Source organism: Nocardia sp. 149-1B (assembly GCF_057747975.1).
This window is the reverse complement of the sequence record NZ_CM173233.1, coordinates 3,903,012-3,919,719: the sequence shown is the minus strand read 5'-3', so window position 1 is coordinate 3,919,719 and position 16,708 is coordinate 3,903,012. Positions and strand designations below refer to the sequence as shown.

Annotated in this window: 17 protein-coding genes and 1 other annotated feature; of the genes, 9 read left to right on the top strand and 8 right to left on the bottom strand. The window is 71.6% G+C overall.

Translation table 11 applies throughout. The features are described 5' to 3' along the window. Nucleotides 1–59 precede the first annotated feature (59 nt). Nucleotides 60–1,634 (bottom strand): GAF domain-containing sensor histidine kinase, encoded by a 1,575-nt coding sequence (locus tag AC3ANS_RS18775; protein WP_488293099.1) that lies wholly within the window; start codon nt 1,632–1,634, stop codon nt 60–62. 44 nt (nt 1,635–1,678) lie between these two features. Then, nucleotides 1,679–2,119, bottom strand: coding sequence for a pyridoxamine 5'-phosphate oxidase family protein (locus AC3ANS_RS18770; RefSeq protein WP_488293098.1), 441 nt, complete (start codon nt 2,117–2,119; stop codon nt 1,679–1,681). A 133-nt stretch (nt 2,120–2,252) separates the two neighbouring features. Here AC3ANS_RS18770 and AC3ANS_RS18765 point away from each other — a divergent pair, with 133 nt between their 5' ends. Continuing rightward, nucleotides 2,253–3,125 (top strand): universal stress protein, encoded by an 873-nt coding sequence (locus tag AC3ANS_RS18765; RefSeq protein WP_488293097.1) that lies wholly within the window; start codon nt 2,253–2,255, stop codon nt 3,123–3,125. 3 nt (nt 3,126–3,128) lie between these two features. Then, nucleotides 3,129–3,533 (top strand): CBS domain-containing protein, encoded by a 405-nt coding sequence (locus AC3ANS_RS18760; RefSeq protein ID WP_488293096.1) that lies wholly within the window; start codon nt 3,129–3,131, stop codon nt 3,531–3,533. Between the two features lie 9 nt (nt 3,534–3,542). Here AC3ANS_RS18760 and AC3ANS_RS18755 read toward each other — a convergent pair whose 3' ends face one another. Continuing rightward, a complete protein-coding gene (locus AC3ANS_RS18755; RefSeq protein WP_488293095.1) occupies nt 3,543–3,908 on the bottom strand; it encodes a YchJ family protein in 366 nt (121 codons plus the stop codon). 22 nt (nt 3,909–3,930) lie between these two features. Here AC3ANS_RS18755 and AC3ANS_RS18750 point away from each other — a divergent pair, with 22 nt between their 5' ends. From AC3ANS_RS18750 to AC3ANS_RS18735, 4 genes are read left to right on the top strand one after another with little or no spacing between them, the layout of a single operon-like run. Continuing rightward, nucleotides 3,931–4,371: a hypothetical protein gene (locus AC3ANS_RS18750; protein ID WP_488293094.1), complete on the top strand. Its 441-nt coding sequence runs from the start codon at nt 3,931–3,933 to the stop codon at nt 4,369–4,371. Nucleotides 4,372–4,422: 51 nt separating this feature from the next. Beyond that, on the top strand, nt 4,423–5,811 hold the full coding sequence (locus AC3ANS_RS18745) for a MoxR family ATPase (RefSeq protein WP_488293093.1): 1,389 nt from the start codon (nt 4,423–4,425) through the stop codon (nt 5,809–5,811). 18 nt (nt 5,812–5,829) lie between these two features. Beyond that, entirely contained in the window at nt 5,830–7,845 is a 2,016-nt protein-coding gene (locus AC3ANS_RS18740) for a vWA domain-containing protein (RefSeq protein ID WP_488293092.1), read from the top strand. Further along, the gene (locus AC3ANS_RS18735) at nt 7,838–8,383 is read left to right on the top strand and encodes a DUF488 domain-containing protein (RefSeq protein WP_488293091.1); all 546 of its coding nucleotides are present in this window, start codon (nt 7,838–7,840) and stop codon (nt 8,381–8,383) included. Before AC3ANS_RS18740 ends, AC3ANS_RS18735 begins: the two co-directional genes overlap by 8 nt. A gap of 22 nt (nt 8,384–8,405) precedes the next feature. On the opposite strand, the gene AC3ANS_RS18730 is transcribed toward AC3ANS_RS18735, so the two are convergent. Continuing rightward, entirely contained in the window at nt 8,406–9,365 is a 960-nt protein-coding gene (locus tag AC3ANS_RS18730; RefSeq protein WP_488293090.1) for a zinc-binding dehydrogenase, read from the bottom strand. Between the two features lie 85 nt (nt 9,366–9,450). Here AC3ANS_RS18730 and AC3ANS_RS18725 point away from each other — a divergent pair, with 85 nt between their 5' ends. After that, complete coding sequence (locus tag AC3ANS_RS18725) at nt 9,451–10,032, top strand: TetR/AcrR family transcriptional regulator (protein ID WP_488293089.1); 582 nt, start codon at nt 9,451–9,453, stop codon at nt 10,030–10,032. A gap of 151 nt (nt 10,033–10,183) precedes the next feature. Here AC3ANS_RS18725 and AC3ANS_RS18720 read toward each other — a convergent pair whose 3' ends face one another. Next, on the bottom strand, nt 10,184–11,428 hold the full coding sequence (locus AC3ANS_RS18720; protein ID WP_488293088.1) for an HNH endonuclease signature motif containing protein: 1,245 nt from the start codon (nt 11,426–11,428) through the stop codon (nt 10,184–10,186). Between the two features lie 204 nt (nt 11,429–11,632). Here AC3ANS_RS18720 and AC3ANS_RS18715 point away from each other — a divergent pair. Next, a protein-coding gene (locus AC3ANS_RS18715) for an IS3 family transposase (protein WP_488293087.1) occupies nt 11,633–12,876 on the top strand; the annotation gives its coding sequence in 2 pieces (ribosomal slippage) (nt 11,633–11,921 and nt 11,921–12,876; 1,245 coding nt in all). Then, nucleotides 11,920–12,048: a sequence feature (AL1L pseudoknot), on the top strand. It overlaps the preceding gene by 129 nt. A gap of 1,154 nt (nt 12,877–14,030) precedes the next feature. On the opposite strand, the gene AC3ANS_RS18710 is transcribed toward AC3ANS_RS18715, so the two are convergent. After that, nucleotides 14,031–14,417 (bottom strand): DUF2695 domain-containing protein, encoded by a 387-nt coding sequence (locus AC3ANS_RS18710; RefSeq protein ID WP_488293086.1) that lies wholly within the window; start codon nt 14,415–14,417, stop codon nt 14,031–14,033. A gap of 81 nt (nt 14,418–14,498) precedes the next feature. Between AC3ANS_RS18710 and AC3ANS_RS18705 the strand changes: the two genes are divergently transcribed. Continuing rightward, nucleotides 14,499–15,083: a hypothetical protein gene (locus tag AC3ANS_RS18705; RefSeq protein ID WP_488293085.1), complete on the top strand. Its 585-nt coding sequence runs from the start codon at nt 14,499–14,501 to the stop codon at nt 15,081–15,083. 9 nt (nt 15,084–15,092) lie between these two features. Here AC3ANS_RS18705 and AC3ANS_RS18700 read toward each other — a convergent pair whose 3' ends face one another. Both AC3ANS_RS18700 and AC3ANS_RS18695 read right to left on the bottom strand, forming a co-directional pair. Beyond that, nucleotides 15,093–15,941: an ABC transporter substrate-binding protein gene (locus AC3ANS_RS18700; protein WP_488293084.1), complete on the bottom strand. Its 849-nt coding sequence runs from the start codon at nt 15,939–15,941 to the stop codon at nt 15,093–15,095. Between the two features lie 61 nt (nt 15,942–16,002). After that, the gene (locus AC3ANS_RS18695) at nt 16,003–16,680 is read right to left on the bottom strand and encodes a hypothetical protein (protein WP_488293083.1); all 678 of its coding nucleotides are present in this window, start codon (nt 16,678–16,680) and stop codon (nt 16,003–16,005) included. Nucleotides 16,681–16,708 lie beyond the last annotated feature (28 nt).

Sequence of the window (16,708 nt, the reverse complement as noted above, 5' to 3'; positions counted from 1 at the left end):
TGGATGACGCACCGCCCGCCCGGGTCGGCGCCCGCAGTGGCCCCGCTGTGACCGGCTGCTCAGCGCAGCGGGACCCGCCACACGAACGACGTACCGCACGGCTGGCGCGGGCCGAGCTCGAACGACCCACCGAGCGCGTTGGCGCGACGACGGGCGTTGCGCAGGCCGCTCTCGGCGCTGAGCGACCCCAGACCCACCCCGTTGTCGAGGACGGTCAGGCGCACCTCGCGGTCGTCGACGGCCAGCTCGACCTCGGCCTCGTCGGCGGCGGCGTGCCGGGCCAGGTTGGAGAGGGCCTCGCGGAGCACAGGCAGGAGCTGCTCGCGGACCTCGGGGGGTACGGCGGTGTCGACCGGGCCGACGGTCTGCACGCTGGGGTCGAACTTCAGCAGCGGCGCGTACTCGCGAGCCAGCTGACGCAGGTCGGCACGCAGCGACGGGGCGTGCCCGCGGTGCTGGAGCTCGAAGATCGTGCCCCGGATGTCCTTGATCGTCATGTCGAGCGCCTCGACGGCGTTGTCGATCCGCTCGGCCAGAGCCGGGCTGTTCGCCATCGAGCCGGCGCCCTGCAACTGCAGGCCGGTGGCGAACAGCCGCTGAATGACCAGGTCGTGGAGGTCGCGGGCGATCCGCTCTCGGTCGGAGGTCACCGCGAGCTCCGCGCGGTCCTCGATGGCCTGCGCCCGGTCCAGGGCCAGACCGGCCTGGTCGGCGAACGACGCGAGCAGCGCCCGCTCGTCGAACGCCAGTGGCGGGGTGCCGCCCTCGAAGAGGATCACCAGCAGGCCGCTGCCGACCAGGTGGGTGCGCAGCGGCACGAGCAGAGCTTCCAGACCATCGATGGTCAGGTCGACCGGCGAGGCGTCCCCCCGCGGCCAGACCTCGTCGCCGAGCAGCTCGAGGGCGCCCTCGACCTGCTCCTCGTCTGCGTCGTCCACGGCGGTCGTGTGCACGGCTACGCCGTTGTCGAGACGGAGCACCGAGGCCGCCACCGCCCGGGTCATGGAGCGGGCGGAGCGGGCCACCTGGCTCAGCGCCCGGCCGAGCTCGATGGGCGGCTGCAGGGTCTCGGAGAGCTCCGCGGACGCCTCGAGCCACTGCCGTCGGCGCTCGCTGAGCCCGTAGGCGCGGGCGTTGTCGATCACGAACCCGGCGGTGGTCGCGAGTGCCTCGACCAGCATCTGGTCCTCGGCTGTGAACGGTCCGCCGCCGGCCTTCTCGGTGAGGTAGAGGTTGCCGAACACCGTGCCGCGGATGCGCACCGGCACGCCCAGGAAGGCGTGCATCGGCGGGTGGTGGGCCGGGAAGCCGGCGGACTGCGGGTGCTCGGTCAGGTCGTCGAGGCGCAGTGGACGCGGCTCGTGGATGAGCAGGCCGAGGATGCCGCGGCCGTGGGGCGGGTCGCCGATCTCGGCGCGGTGCGGCCCGTTGATGCCGGTCGTCACGAACTCGGCGAGCACGAAGTCGCTGCCGACCACGCCCAGGGCGCCGTACTGCGCCCCGGTGAGCTGGGTGGCGGCCTCGACGATCCGCGACAGCACCGCGTTCAGGTCGAGGTCGGAGGAGATCGCCGAGACCGCCTCGAGGAGGGCTCGGGTGGACGCGGGCAGCGCCTCGTGGTGCTCGGACGTCACGGAGTCATCACGAACGCCAGTGTGCCGCAGTGTCGCGGGGTCGATCACACGGAACGCCGGACGGGCAGCGCCGCCTCGACGTCCCAGCCGGAGCCGATGCGCCGGCCGGACAGCTCGCTCCAGCGCAGGCGCAGGTGCAGGCTGCGACCGCCGGAGGCCCACGGGCGCGGCTCCCAGACCGCGCGGATGTGCTCGAGCTCCTCGCTGTCGGAGACCACCTCGCCCCGGCCACGGGCCACGACGCTCCATCCTCGCTGGCGCTCGTGGTCGAACTGGTCGACCTCGAACGCGAGCATGCTGTCGCGTCCGTACGTGCCCAGCACGCTGTACGGCGAGGTGCGCACCACGATCGTGTCGTCCACCACGGAGTAGTTGACCGGCACGATGTGGGGACCGTTCGGGGACGACAGCGCGATCCTGCCGCCGACGCCGGCGCGCAGCAGTCGCTCGCACTCCTCGCGGCTCAGGTCGATCGCTTCCGGCACGGGGTCCCCCTCGGGTGTTTTCTGTGGTGCTCCATGCTGTCCACGGGGTCGCTACGGTCAGCAGGGCCGATGGTCCTGACATGCGGGGCCTTCGGCGCTACTCGCTCCGGACCCCTCGGCGCACGGTGGATCCATGGAGACCACTGCGATTCCTGCGGGGACCATCGTCGTCGGGACGGACGGTTCCCCGTCCGGCGAACGGGCCCTCGAGTGGGCGATCGACCAGGCCCTGCTGGAGTCTCGGCAGCTGACCTTGGCCCACGGTGTGGACCCTTCTGGGTCCGTGTGGGTCGACCCAGCAGGGGTGGACCACCGAGCGGTGCTCGAAGCCCTGCACAGCGACGCGGTCGTGATGCTCGAGCACGCGCGCGAGCAGGTCGCCCGGCGGGCACCGGACCTGGTCGTGCACGAAGTCGTGCGGATGTCGGATGCCCGGCTGACGCTGCTGGAGCTCTCCGAGGAGGCCGCCCTCGTGGTCGTGGGCTCGCGGGGCCGCGGGCCGATCAAGAGCCTGCTGCTCGGCTCGGTGAGCCTCGCGGTCTCTCGTGAGGCGAGCTGCCCGGTGGTCGTGGTCCGGCCCAGCCAGCCCGGCACCGCCCGCAACGGCGTCCTGGTCGGGGCCGATGGCACCGACCGGTCGCTGGCGACGGTGGAGTTCGCCTACCGGCAGGCATCGCTGCACCGGATGCCGTTGACGATCATGCACTGCTTCTGGGACGCCCGTCCCGGCACCGAGGAGGAGCCGGTGGCCAGCGACGTACGCCTCGAGCTCGCGGAGTCGATCGCCGGGCTGGGGGAGAAGTTCCCGGAGGTCTCGGCTCGCACCGAGCTGGTGCGCGGGATGGCCGACGAGCGGCTGGTGCGTGCCTCGCAACGGATGGACCTCGTGGTCGTCGGTGCGCACCACGGCGGCACGCTCACCACGCTGCTCTACGGCTCGATCGCCAACGCGGTGCTCGAGCACGCCACCTGCCCGGTCGCGATCGTCCCGGAGCCGGAGGGCTGACCCGTGGACGCGGTGTCGACCGTGATGTCGCGCCGTGTGGTCGCGATCCGGTCCGACTGCGACCTCTCGGTCGCCGTCGACACGTTCCTGGCCTCGGCGGTGCGCCACCTCGTCGTCGTCGACCCCGACCGGACGGTCCGAGGTCTGCTCTCCATCGAGCAGGTCCTGGCCGCACTCGGCCTGCCCGGCTGGCCCGGGCGGGTCGGTGACCAGGTGCTGCTCGAGCCCGCCCGGGTGCGCCCCGACGACGACCTCCAGCGGGCCGCCGAGGTGATGCTCGACGCCCTGGTGGACGCGGTCGTGGTCGCCGACGAGACCGGTCGCGTCGTCGGCCTGCTCACCTGGGCCGACCTCGTGACTCATGTCGCCGGACGGCACCTGGCCGGTGAACCGGTGGTGCGGCCGTAGGTGCCGGGCTCAGTGCACGTCGCCCTCGACGTACACCCACCGGCCGGCCCGCTGCTCGAACCGGCTGCGCTCGCGCAGCTCACCCGGCACGCCGTCGCGCTCGTACGACGCCACGAACTCGACCCAGTCAGCCCCCGACCCGTCGATCCGCAGACCGGTCCAGGTGAGGCTCGGGTCGGGGGTGAGGTCGTCGGGCCGGGTGCGTGGGTGCCAGGTGCGGAACACGTAGTCGGTGTCGCCCACGGCGTATGCCGCATAGCGCGACCGCATCAGCTCCTCCGCGGTCTGTGCCGTGGCGGCCCCGCGGTGCAGCCGTCCGCAGCAGGCGTCGTAGGCCGAGCCGGAGCCGCACGGGCAGGTCCTGAGCCACGACATGTGGCGAGCCTATGATGCCGCGATGGGGATCCAGCGCACCGAGGCCGAGCGGATCGATGCCGCGCTGGAGGCCGTCCGCAAGGCGCTCTACGCGCTCAACGAGTCCGCCGACAAGCTGCGCGGCGCGCGGAAGCTGTCCGAACAGGACGTGGCCGGGGGCGGGGTGCTGTCCAGCCTCCTCAAGCGCGACGGGTTCGACCGAGCCGACCTCTCGATGCGCAGCGTCGACCTCGAGCTGGCCGAGGTGCGCCGGTGGCTCGCGGACGTCGAGATCGAGGACCTCAGTGGTCTCGGCATCGGGCGCGCCTCCCACGCCATGGACGCGTGGTTCGACAACGTCGTGACCGACCTGATGAACCACCAGCGGGTCAAGAACGCCCAGGAGCGCGTCGAGGTCCTGGGCCGCGCGCTGGTCCGGGTGCAGTCCGAGCTGCAGCGCCGACGCGCCCAGCTGGAGGCGTGAGCGCAAACGGAGACAGGGCCCGGTTGTTGATCCGCTGAGTAGCGTGGTGATGTGACCTCGGCTCCTTCCCCGAAGACGGTCGGCGAGCTCCGCGCCTCCGGCCACGTCCACAAGCACCTCCGCCAGGAGGTGCGTGACAACCTGCTCTCCGCGCTGCGCGAGGGCCGCGACCCGTGGCCCGGGCTGCACGGGTTCGACGACACCGTGATCCCGCAGCTCGAGCGGGCCCTGATCGCCGGGCACGACGTCGTGCTGCTCGGCGAGCGCGGCCAGGGCAAGACCCGGCTGCTGCGCACCATGGTCGGGCTGCTCGACGAGTGGACGCCGGTGATCGACGGCTCCGAGCTCGGCGAGCACCCCTACGACCCGATCACCCACGTCTCCCAACGGCGGGCGGCCGAGCTGGGCGACGAGCTGCCGGTCGCGTGGCGGCACCGCAGCGAGCGCTACTCCGAGAAGCTCGCGACTCCCGACACCTCTGTCGCCGACCTGATCGGCGACGTCGACCCGATGAAGGTCGCGGAGGGGCGGTCCCTGGGCGACCCGGAGACCATCCACTTCGGCCTGATCCCGCGCAGCCATCGCGGCATCGTGGCCATCAACGAGCTGCCCGACCTCGCCGAGCGGATCCAGGTCGCGATGCTCAACGTGATGGAGGAGCGCGACATCCAGATCCGCGGCTACGTGCTCCGGCTGCCCCTCGACGTGCTCGTCGTCGCGAGCGCCAACCCGGAGGACTACACCAACCGCGGCCGGATCATCACCCCGCTCAAGGACCGCTTCGGCGCCGAGATCCGCACCCACTACCCGACCGTGATCGAGGACGAGATCGCGGTGATCCGGCAGGAGGCCGACCTGGTCGCCGAGGTGCCGGACGCCCTGGTCGAGATCCTGGCCCGCTTCACCCGCGCCCTGCGCGAGTCCAACGCCGTCGACCAGCGCTCCGGCGTCTCCGCGCGGTTCGCGATCGCGGGCGCGGAGACCATCGCCGCCTCAGCGCTGCACCGGGCCACCTCCCAGGGTGAGGACGCCGCGGTCGCGCGGGTCGTCGACCTCGAGACGGCGGTCGACGTGCTCGGCGGCAAGATCGAGTTCGAGAGCGGTGAGGAGGGTCGCGAGACCGAGATCCTCAACCACCTGCTGCGTACCTCCGTCGCCGAGACCGTGCGCCACCACTTCCGCGGCCTCGACTTCGCCCTGCTGGTCGCCGCGATCGAGAACGGCGCGATGGTCACCACCGGCGAGCAGGTCACCGCGCGCGACTTCCTCACCGGCCTTCCGGTGCTCGGCGAGTCCGAGCTGTACGACGAGGTCTGCGACCGGCTGGGCGCGACCAACGACGGAGAGCGAGCCTGCGCGATCGAGCTGGCGCTGGAGGGCCTCTACCTGGCCCGCAAGATCGGCAAGGACGCCGCCGGCGGGGAGACCGTCTATGGCTGACCTATGGGCGGCACGCCGATGAAGGACCGGACGCGGTTCAAGCGCTACGAGGGCGGTGACCCGCTCGCGCCACCGGTGGACCTCGCGGAGGCGCTGGACGCCATCGGTGAAGACGTGATGGCGGGGTACTCCCCGGAGCGGGCGATGCGCGAGTTCCTGCGCCGCGGGGGGCAGGACCAGGCCGGCCTCGACGAGCTCGCGCGCCGGGTGGCCGAGCGCCGGCGTGAGCTGACCCAGCGTCACAACCTCGACGGCACCCTCCAGGAGGTGCGCGAGCTGCTCGACCACGCGCTGCTCGAGGAGCGCAAGCAGCTGGCCCGGGACGCGATGATGGACGACGCCGACCGCGCGTTCCGCGAGATGCAGCTCGAGGGTCTCCCGCCGTCGACTGCTGCGGCGGTGAGCGAGCTGTCGTCGTACGACTGGCAGAGCCGTGAGGCCCGCGAGGACTACGACAAGATCAAGGACCTGCTCGGCCGGGAGCTGCTCGATCAGCGGTTCGCGGGCATGAAGCAGGCGCTGGAGAACGCCGACGACGGGGACCGCGCCGCGGTCAACCAGATGCTCCAGGACCTCAACGGCCTGCTCGACAAGCACCGGCGCGGCGAGGACACCCGGGCCGACTTCGACGAGTTCATGGCCCAGCACGGCGACTTCTTCCCCGAGAACCCCCAGAACATCGACGAGCTGCTCGACTCGCTCGCCCAGCGCTCCGCCGCCGCGCAGCGGATGCTGAACTCGATGAGCCCCGAGCAGCGCGAGGAGCTCATGCAGCTCTCCGCGCAGGCCTTCGGGTCCCCGGAGCTGATGGAGTCGCTCAACCAGCTCGACGCCAACCTGCAGGCACTGCGGCCCGGTGAGGACTGGGGCGGCTCGGAGCGGATGGACGGCGACCAGGGCCTCGGGCTCGGCGACGGCACCGGTGTCTTCCAGGACCTCGCCGATCTCGACCAGCTCGCCGAGCAGCTGTCGCAGTCCTACGGCGGCGCCCGGATGGACGACCTCGACCTCGACAAGCTCGCCCGCCAGCTCGGTGACGACGCCGCGGTCGACGCACGCACCCTCCAGCGGCTCGAGCAGGCACTGCGCGACTCCGGCTACGTCAAGCGCGGCACCGACGGTCAGCTGCGGCTCTCGCCGAAGGCGATGCGCCAGCTCGGCAAGGCGCTGCTCCGCGACGTCGCGGAGCGGATGTCGGGCCGCCAGGGCCAGCGCGACCTGCAGCGCGCCGGTGCGGCCGGCGACCTGTCCGGCGCGACCCGCGAGTGGGCGTACGGCGACACCGAGCCCTGGCACGTGCCCCGCACCATGCTCAACGGCGTGCTGCGCCGCGCCGGCGACCCGTCCGCGCCGCTGCTGAGCATCGACGACGTCGAGGTGCAGGAGACCGAAGGCCGCACCCAGGCCGCGGTGGCGCTGCTGGTCGACACGTCGTTCTCGATGGCGATGGACGGCCGCTGGGTGCCGATGAAGCGCACGGCGCTGGCGCTCCACACGTTGATCCGCTCGCGCTTCCGCGGCGACGCGCTGCAGCTGATCGGCTTCGGGCGCCACGCCGAGGTGATGGAGATCGAGGAGCTCACGGGGCTGGACGCACGCTGGGACAAGGGCACCAACCTCCACCACGCGCTGCTGCTCGCCAACCGGCACTTCCGCAAGCACCCCAACGCCCAGCCGGTCCTGCTCATCGTCACCGACGGAGAGCCGACCTCGCACCTCGAACCCGACGGCGAGGTCTACTTCTCCTACCCGCCGCACCCGCTGACCGTGGCGTACGCCGTACGCGAGCTCGAGAACGCCGGCCGCCTCGGTGCGCAGACGACGTTCTTCCGCCTGGGCGAGGACCCGGGCCTGGCGCGCTTCATCGACCAGATGGCGCGCCGGGTCGACGGGCGAGTCGTCGCTCCTGAGCTCGACGACCTCGGCGCCGCGGTGGTCGGGTCCTACCTGGGTTCGCGGGCCCCTGGCCGCGGTTCGGGCGGTGGCGGCTACGACGACTGGTTCGGCGGTCGCGGGTTCTGGGTCGGTGGCTGAGCCCGCCTCCACGCGCGGACTGCTCACGTTCGGCCACGGCACGGCCGGGCGCGACGAGCTCGTCGCTCTGCTGCGCGGAGCCGGCGTCGCGCAGGTCGTCGACGTGCGCCGGTTCCCGGGCAGCCGGCGCGACCCGGACCTCAGCAGCGAGGCCATGGGCACCTGGCTCCCCGACGCCGGGGTGGAGTACCTCTGGGAGCCGCGGCTGGGCGGCCGGCGCCGGATCCCCGCGGAGCAGGACGCCGACGTAGACGGCTGGTGGCGGGTGGCGGCGTTCCGGGCGTACGCCGCGCACATGCGCACCGAGGAGTTCCGCGGCGGCCTGGAGGAGCTGCTCACGCGCCTGTACGTTGCCCCGACCGCCATCATGTGCAGCGAGTCGCTGTGGTGGCGCTGCCACCGCCGGCTGATCAGCGACGCCGTGCTCCTGCTGCGCGGCATCCCCGTCGGTCACCTGGCCCACGACGGCCGGCTGACCGAGCACGTGCCGCCCCCGGCAGCCACGGTCGTGGCGGGGCAGCTTCACTACGACGAGTGAGAGGGCAGCCGGCTTCGGCGTGCTACGGGACTAGGACGATCCGGCCGAGGACGCCACCCTGGTCCATCTGGCGATGAGCGTCGGCGGCCCGCTCGAGCGGCAGCACCGCGTGGACGACCGCCTGCAGCTCGCCACGTGACGCTCGGGCAAACAGGTCGGTTCGGACGGCGTGCCGCGCGGGAACGGGCACCGACCCGAGGCTGAACGTCGCGACCGATCGGGACTGCTGGAAGCTCTCCATCAGCCGCAGACCGAAGTCAGCCGGCGGGAACCCCGCGACCGCGCCGACCAGGACCAGGCGACCGTTCGGCGCGAGCCGGTCGATGAACGAGGGCACGTCGGGCCCGGCGACGACGTCGATGATGACATCGAACGACCCGGGCGCACCGGGGCTGCCGTTGCCGGCGCGGTCCAGGATGTCGGTCACGCCGAAGTCCCTGAGACGCTGGCCGCGCTCGACCGACGACGTGGTCACCGCGATGCGGCCGGCCCCGCGGCGGACGGCGATCTGCAGGGTCGAGAGGCCGATGCTCCCGGCTGCGCCGCGCACGAGGAGTGACTCGCCCGCAACGAGACGTGCGTGCTCGAGGGCGAAGTGGGCGACCGTCGCCGCACTGCCGAGCGTCACCGCCTGGATGGGAGAGAGTTCATCCGGGATGATCACGAGCTCGTCCACGGGCGCGACAGCGTGCTCAGCGTAGGCACCGGACGTGCCGGTGCCGGCCCACGCACGACGTCCGATCCATGCCGGGTCGACGCCGGCTCCGACCGCGGTGACCGCCCCTGCCACCTCCCCGCCCGGAACCATGCCACGCGGGAACCCCGAGCCGAGCGTGCCTCGGCGAATGGCCGCGTCGACACCGCCGACGCCGATCGCCTCGGAGCTGACCAGGACGTGACCGCGCGGCGGAGCCGGGATGGGAACGTCCACCACCGTCATGCCGCTCGGATCCCCGAACTCCTCGATCACCACTGCCTTCACGGGGTCTCCTCACCTGCGGGGTACCGTCACGACGTTAGGGGACGCTCCCGTCCACATGACGGAAGTGAGGAGCATGGGGTCGGAGATGCCTCAGAAGCTCCGCGCGGATGCCCAGGGCAACCGTGAGCGGATCCTGGTGGCGGCGCGGGAGGCGTTGTCCGAGCGCGGCCTGGACGTCGGCATGCGCGAGATCGCCCGTCGTGCCGAGGTCGGACCAGCGACCCTGTATCGCAGGTTCCCCACCAAGCAGGTCCTCGTCGAGGAGGTGTTCGAACTCGAGCTGCGGACCTGTCGAGAGATCGTGACCGACGGGTGTGCCGACACCGACCCCTGGCGCGGGTTCGCCTCTGTCGTACGCCGGCTCACTGCGTTGAACGTCCTCAATCGCGGATTCGTCGACGCGTTCATGTCGACTGAGCCCGATGCCGCTGCGATCGCCGGCCACCGGCGCGAGCTCCTGGGCGCCCTCGATTCGCTCGCGCGTCGGGCTCAAGCGGCTGGCGAGCTGCGTCGGGACTTCATCATCGACGACCTGGTGCTCGTGCTACTCGCCGGACGCGGGTTGGCGGCCGTGCCCGGTCCCGCGCGCGTCAAGGCCGCGGAGCGGTTCGCCGGACTTGCCCTTGACGCGTTCCGCGCACCGAGGCCGCCGGTGGTCGACGCGTGATGGCCTGCGCGGGGTGGCGGTGGTCGAGCGGTGTGCGGGCGCGCGGGTGGTCCCGCTTCCTGGTGGTTGGGGCGGCGTGGTTGCGGTCCGCGGTCGGGTTGCGGGTGCGCGGTGGCCCGGGTGCTGTGGTGAGGGCTTCCAGGTCTTCGGTCTATGTGCGTCGGGTGAAGGCGACCTTTCCGTTGGGGAGGTAGGTGGTCTCGTAGTCGGGGTCGTGCGCCCGCGCGTGGTGGTGGGGGCAGTAGAGCCGGGCGTGTTTGAGGTCGGTGACCCCGCCGGATGCCCAGGGTGGGTCGTGGTGGGTCTGGCAGCCGCCGGGTGGGGTGTCGCAGTCGTCGGAGGTGCAGCCGCCGTCGCGGATGCCGAGGGCGATCCTCTGGGCTTTGGTGTGGAAGCGGCGGGTGCGGCCGAGGTCGAGGACTTCGGAGGGTCCGCTGAGGACGGCGGGGATGATCCCGGCCTCACACGCCAACCGGCGGGCTTGGCCGGGGGAGATCACGGCGCCGGTGTCGAGGACCCCGGGCTTGAGGCCGTCGGTGAGGGTCTCGACCGGGATGGTCACGACGACGGTGGCGGACACTCCGCCGGCGTGGGGGAGCTTGTCGGCGGGGTAACGCTCGATCAGCTCGACGAACGCCTGGCCCATCCGTTCCGGGCTGGGCTTGCGTTCCCCGAGGTGGCCCTCGACCGCGGCGCGGTGTTTGGGGGCCGCGATCGCGAGGAGCTGCTTGCGGAGCATCTGCCCCTGGACGGTGGGCAACGCGAAGGTGCCGCGGGTGATGCCGTCGGGGTCGTCGTGCATCGTCAGGCGGGTGGCCTGGGCGGCGACCCGTTCCTCGGCCTGCAACAGCTTGGCCTGGTGGGCGTCGGCTGCTTCGGGGTCGATGACGTGCAACAGACCCTTGCCGAGGTGGCGTAGCGCGATGGCGTCGAAGTGGGCTGCCTGCCCGACGAGGTGTTCCTCGGCCTGTTGCACCAGCCCGGGGTCGAGGTGGTCGGGGAGGTCCTCGACCGCGCGGATGATGACCCGGGCCTGGTCGACCAGCAGGTCCCCAATCTTCAGCGCGTCGTGGACGACCGGGTGGTGCTCGAGGCCGGTGGCGAGGCGGGTCTTGCGGTGGGCCTCGGTCCTTGTCATGCGGGTGGTGTGGGCCCACCAGTTCGCCACCGACGTCGCGCCGACCTGCTCCGCCACGCCGACAGCGCCGGCGTGTGACGCGACCCGGGCTTCGAGCTCCGCGATACGAGAAGCAGCGCGGGTGATCTCGGTCAGCGTGTGGGCGGTCTCGTCGGTGCCCATGGACCACAGCGACGTATCGGAGATGTCGTCGAGGAGGGCGTGGAGATCGGTGACGGCGCGGCTGACCCGGTGTGAAGGGTGTGCTTGTGCGGTCATCGCCACTCCCGAGATGAAGTCGTGGCGACAGTCTAACGAACAGGTGTTCGAGTTGTCAAGGAGCAGAAGTCGACTCGTTCCGGCGGGGTGGTTTCGAGGCTCGGGCCTGGCGGCCCTCGCACCTCAACCACCGGAGGTCGGTGGTTGAGGTGTGAACCGCCCCGGGATGTCCGGAGACTTCATTAGTTGGAAGAGGATGAAGTCATGGCACGTCCCAGCAAGTACCCCCGGGAGCTGCGTGAGCGCGCGGTGCGGGCGGTGGCCGAGTCGGTGGCGCAGGGTGAGTACCCCACTGAGTTCCAGGCGATCCGTGCGATCGCTGGTCAGCTCGGGCTTGGTTCGGCAGAGACGCTGCGCAAGTGGGTGCGTCAGGCCGAGGTCGACGGGGGCACTCGTCCGGGCAAGACGACCGAGGAGATCGTTGAGATCCGGGAGCTGAAGAAGAAGGTCGCTGAGCTCGAGCGGGCGAACCAGATCTTGAAGTCGGCCTCGGCTTTCTTCGCGGCGGAGCTCGACCGCCAACCCCGGTTCTGATCGAGTTCATCGACCAGCATCGCGACCTGTACGGAGTCGAGCCGATCTGCCGGGTGCTCACCGAGCACGGCGCCAAGATCGCTCCGTCGACCTACTACGAGGCCCGCACCAGGGCGCCCTCGAAGCGCGCCCTGCGTGACGCCGAGATCGTCGCGTTGATCCGGGTCGCGCGTGAGCACCGGTTCCGTGCCAGGTTCGGTGCCCGCAAGATGTGGCTGCACTTGCGTGCACAAGGCCACGACGTGGCCCGGTGCACCGTGGAACGGCTGATGGCCGCCCAGGGCTGGACGGGCGCGTTGCGGGGCAAACAGGTCCGCACCACGATCCCCGCCCCGGCCGACCCGCGCCCGGCCGATCTGGTCGACCGGGACTTCACCGCACCGGCCCCGAACCGGCTCTGGGTCGCGGACTTCACCTACGTCGCGACCTGGTCCGGCACCGTCTACGTGGCCTTCGTCTTCGACGTCTTCTCACGCCGGATCGTGGGCTGGCGGGCAGCCACACGGATGACCACCCATCTGGTCCTCGACTGCCTCGAGCACGCCCTGTGGACCCGCGACCGTGACGGTGTCGGCGACCTGACCGGGCTGGTGCACCACACCGACGCCGGCAGCCAGTACACCTCGTTCGCGTTCACCAATCGCCTCATCGAGGCCGGCGTGGATGCCTCAGTGGGTTCGGTGGGTGACGCCTACGACAACGCCCTGGCCGAGTCGCAGATCGGGATCTACAAGACCGAGCTCATCCGCCCCGAAGGCCCCTGGAGCGACGTCGAGGAGGTCGAGCTCGCCACCTTGACGTGGGTCACCTGGTTCAACACCGAGCGCACCCACGAATCCATCGACGACCTGACACCCATCCAGGCCGAGGAAGTTCACTACGCTGCACGAAACCGTCTCCTCCCGACCGGGTAGAGACACCACACGAAGTATCCGGAAACCCCGGGGCGGTTCAGTGCGAGGAGCCCCAGCGACGAGCCTCGAAACCACCGCGCGGGGAGGCGGCGGTCAGGGGGCCGGGAGGAGGCCGTGGCCGCGGCGGACCTGTCCCGCCTTGCTGCCAACGACGGCGACCACAATCGGCCTGAAGCCGATGCACATCTCGACGCGGGCGCTTGGGCTTCGGCGGTTTCGAGGCTCGCGCCTGGCGGCCCTCGCACCTCAACCACCGTCGTCGAGGCGGCGGTCCGAAGGCCGGGAGGAAGCCGTGACCGCGGCGGACCTGTCCCGCCTTGCTGCCAACGACGGCGACCACAATCGGCCTGAAGCCGATGCACATCTCGACGCAGGTGGGTGGGCTTCGGCGGTTTCGAGGCTCGCGCCTGGCGGCCCTCGCACCTCAACCACCGTCGTCGAGGCGGCGGTCCGAAGGCCGGGAGGAAGCCGTGACCGCGGCGGACCTGTCCCGCCTTGCTGCCAACGACGGCGACCACAATCGGCCTGAAGCCGATGCACATCTCGACGCAGGTGGGTGGGCTTCGGCGGTTTCGAGGCTCGGTCCTGGCGGCCCTCGCACCTCAACCACCGTCGTCGAGGCGGCGGTCCGAAGGCCGGGAGGAAGCCGTGACCGCGGCGGACCTGTCCCGCCTTGCTGCCAACGACGGCGACCACCGACGACCTGAGACCGACGTACATCTCGACGCGGGCGCTTGGGCTTCGGCGGTTTCGAGGCTCGGTCCTGGCGGCCCTCGCACCTCAACCACCGTCGTCGAGGCGGCGGTCCGAAGGCCGGGACGAAGCCGTGACCGCGGCGGACCTGTCCCGCCTTGCTGCCAACGACGGCGACCACCGACGACCTGAGACCGACGTACATATCGACGCAGGTGGGTGGGCTGCGGTGGTTTCGAGGCTCGCTTCGCTCGCACCTCAACCACCGGATCCGCGGCGGACAGGCGGCGGTCCGAAGGCCGGGGACAATGGTGAGTGGAGCGCGCCGTATCCGCCTTGCTGCCATCCGCGGCGACCACCGCCTACCTCAAGCCGACGTCCGTCTCGGCGTGGCTGCGTTGGCTGCGGGGTCTCGACAAGCTCGACCAACGGCCAGGCGATCGTCGCACCTCGACCACGGCTCAGAGGCCGGGGACCATCCGGACCCAGTTGGCGCAGGCGCGGGTGTTGGTGCGGCGGACGCCGGCGCAGGGGGGCATCCGGTCGGGGCGTTCGAGCTCGTCGGTGTGGAGGTCGCGGACGAGCAGCTCGCGCACGAGCTCGTGCGCCTCGCCGACCACCAGGCAGTCGCAGATGACCAGCCGCTCGAGGTAGCGACGCTCCAGGGACGTCGCGGTGGGGGAGCGCAGGTCACGGAAGCGCTGCGCCCACAGCAGGGAGGAGTCGCAGCCGAACTCCTCGACCATCCGCCCCACGAAGCACACCAGGCACTCGCCCTCCTGTGGCTCGCGCTCGACCACGGCCGCCAGGTAGTGCTCGGCTCCCGCCGCCACCGACGTCTCGTTCATGGGGACTGTCTAGCGCCCGCCGCCGACATTACGGGTCCAAGGACCCTGGGGCGGCCGACTGAGCCGGGTGACCATGGGCCGGTGGAGCACGCGCGTGTCCGCGTCTACTGGCTGCCCCTCGGGGCGGGCGGGCGGCTCGTGGCGCGCAACGGCCGCGCCTTCGAGTCGTGGGCCGCCCGCCGCGAGCGCCGGGCTCCGTGCGACCTCTACCACGCGGCGCTCGAGGTGAAGATCTGCTCGGCGAGCTACGTCATCGAGATGGCACCCGCTTGGAGCCGGGTCGCCGAGGACCGCGGCGCGGTGGCGACCGGGCCGGTGGGGATGCGGTGGCTGGGCCGGCTGTCGCTGTTCCGCTACGAGGTACGCCGCTGGCGCGACGGCGTGATCCCCGACCGCGACGCAGCCGTCGGCGGGCCGGTGGCCGTCGGGACGGACTCCACCCGCGCGATCCACCTGCTCGCGCTCGTGCCGCTGGTGCCCGAGCTCACCTGGGGCCGCGACGAGCTCGGCCTGGGCGAGATGTGGAACTCCAACTCGCTGGTCGCCTGGCTGTTGGCCGGCAGCGGCCACGAGGTCGAGGGGCTGGGACCGCCGGCGGGTGGACGGGCGCCCGGGTGGGATGCCGGGCTGCGGCTGGTCCGGGCCTGGGACGACGTGGCGGCCTGAGCCAGCCGGTCAGGCCGGGTGCAGGATCGCGGCCAGCTCCTCGACGCCGTCGACGAGCCGGGTGCCGGGCCGGGCCCACGAAGCGTTGGCGTCCACCGGATGCACCGGCACGCCTGCCGGCAGCACTCCACTGGCGACCAGCGACGAGGCGAGCGCGGTGGCGCCGGCCAGGTCGTAGCCGCACGGCGCGACCACGATCACGTCGGGGGCGGCCTCGTGGACGCTCTCCCAGAGGACCCGCTCGGACCTGGCGCCGGCCTTGCCGAGGAGGGGTACGCCGCCGGCCGCCTCGATCATCTCCGGCACCCAGTGCCCCGGGGCGTACGGCGGGTCGGTCCACTCCAGGAGCATCACGCGCGGCCGAGCCCGGCCGGACACGTGGGCGGCCACCGCGGTCAGCCGCGCCCGCTGCGCGTCGACCAGCGCCGCCGCCTCGGCCTCGTGGCCGGTCACCACGCCGAGCTCCAGGATCGAACCGAAGACCTCGCCGAGCGTGTGCGGGTCGATCGTGAGGACCCGGGCGGTGCAGCCGAGGTGGGCGAGCGCGTCGTCGACGACCGAGACGTCGACCGCGCACACCGCGCAGAGGTCCTGGGTGACGACCAGATCGGCATCGAGGTCGGCGAGGGCGTCCTCGGCCAGGTGGTAGAGGTCCTCGCCGCGGGCCATCGCGCCCACGACGTACGCGTCGATCTCCGCCGGCGTCAGCCCGTGCGGCATCGCGGAGGTGGACACGATCGTGCGGGTGCGCGCGTCGGGAGGGAAGTCGCACTCGAACGTCACGCCCACGACATCGTCGCCGGCGCCGATCGCGAACAGGATCTCCGTGGTGGAGGGGAGCAACGAGACGATCCGCACGCCTCGACACTAGGGGGAAGGCCCTGGGGTCGAGGCGTGCGGATCGGTGAGGAGGCGGTCGTCAGGAGACCGTCTTCAGCGCCAGGTCGGTCATGTCGATCGACTTCGGGATCGAGGGCGCCGTGGCGTCCATCGACATCGCGCTCGTGTAGACGATGAACTTGCCCTGGCGGGCGAACAGCGTGTTGAACACCATCGACGTGGTCTGGTCGCCGGTCTTGCAGGTGGACTTCATCTGGTAGCCCCAGCGCTCGTCGCCGAGGCTGAACTTGATCTTCTTCATCGAGGTCTTGCAGTCCGGCTGACCGCCGCCACCGCCGCCACCACTGCCGCCGCCCGGGTTGGTCGGGCAGTCCTTGGTGGCCTTCGCGGACCCGTGCAGGTAGGCGATCGCGGCCTTCGTGCTCGGGAACTGCATCGCGGTCGCGGAGACCATGGGCCGCTCGCCGGTCACGACGTACGCGTCGGCGTCGCCGGAGCTGTAGTCGGGGGAGTACGACGCGCTGCGCTGCGACGCGCCCTTGATCACCTTGGTGGTGCCGCACTTCTTGCCCGGGCCGTAGACCTTGCCGGCGCTCTCGCTCGCGGTGCCGCCGTCGAGGTGGGGGTAGATCTTCGCGACGGCCTCGATCGTCGGGACCTCGGCGCCGGCCGCGGTGGCGGCGGGGGCGAGTGCGACGACGGTCAGGGCGGGGGCGACGAGCGCGGTCAGCGCCCGGGTCAGCCAGCGGCGGTGCATGGGGACTCTCTCTCGTTGAGGGGTGTTT

Coding starts and splice junctions, on each gene's coding strand:
- AC3ANS_RS18765 (WP_488293097.1), top strand. CDS start 2,253: ATGGAGACCACTGCGATTCCTGCGGGGACCATCGTCGTCGGGACGGAC.
- AC3ANS_RS18755 (WP_488293095.1), bottom strand. CDS start 3,908: ATGTCGTGGCTCAGGACCTGCCCGTGCGGCTCCGGCTCGGCCTACGAC.
- AC3ANS_RS18750 (WP_488293094.1), top strand. CDS start 3,931: ATGGGGATCCAGCGCACCGAGGCCGAGCGGATCGATGCCGCGCTGGAG.
- AC3ANS_RS18740 (WP_488293092.1), top strand. CDS start 5,830: ATGAAGGACCGGACGCGGTTCAAGCGCTACGAGGGCGGTGACCCGCTC.
- AC3ANS_RS18725 (WP_488293089.1), top strand. CDS start 9,451: ATGCCTCAGAAGCTCCGCGCGGATGCCCAGGGCAACCGTGAGCGGATC.
- AC3ANS_RS18720 (WP_488293088.1), bottom strand. CDS start 11,428: ATGACCGCACAAGCACACCCTTCACACCGGGTCAGCCGCGCCGTCACC.
- AC3ANS_RS18710 (WP_488293086.1), bottom strand. CDS start 14,417: ATGAACGAGACGTCGGTGGCGGCGGGAGCCGAGCACTACCTGGCGGCC.
- AC3ANS_RS18695 (WP_488293083.1), bottom strand. CDS start 16,680: ATGCACCGCCGCTGGCTGACCCGGGCGCTGACCGCGCTCGTCGCCCCC.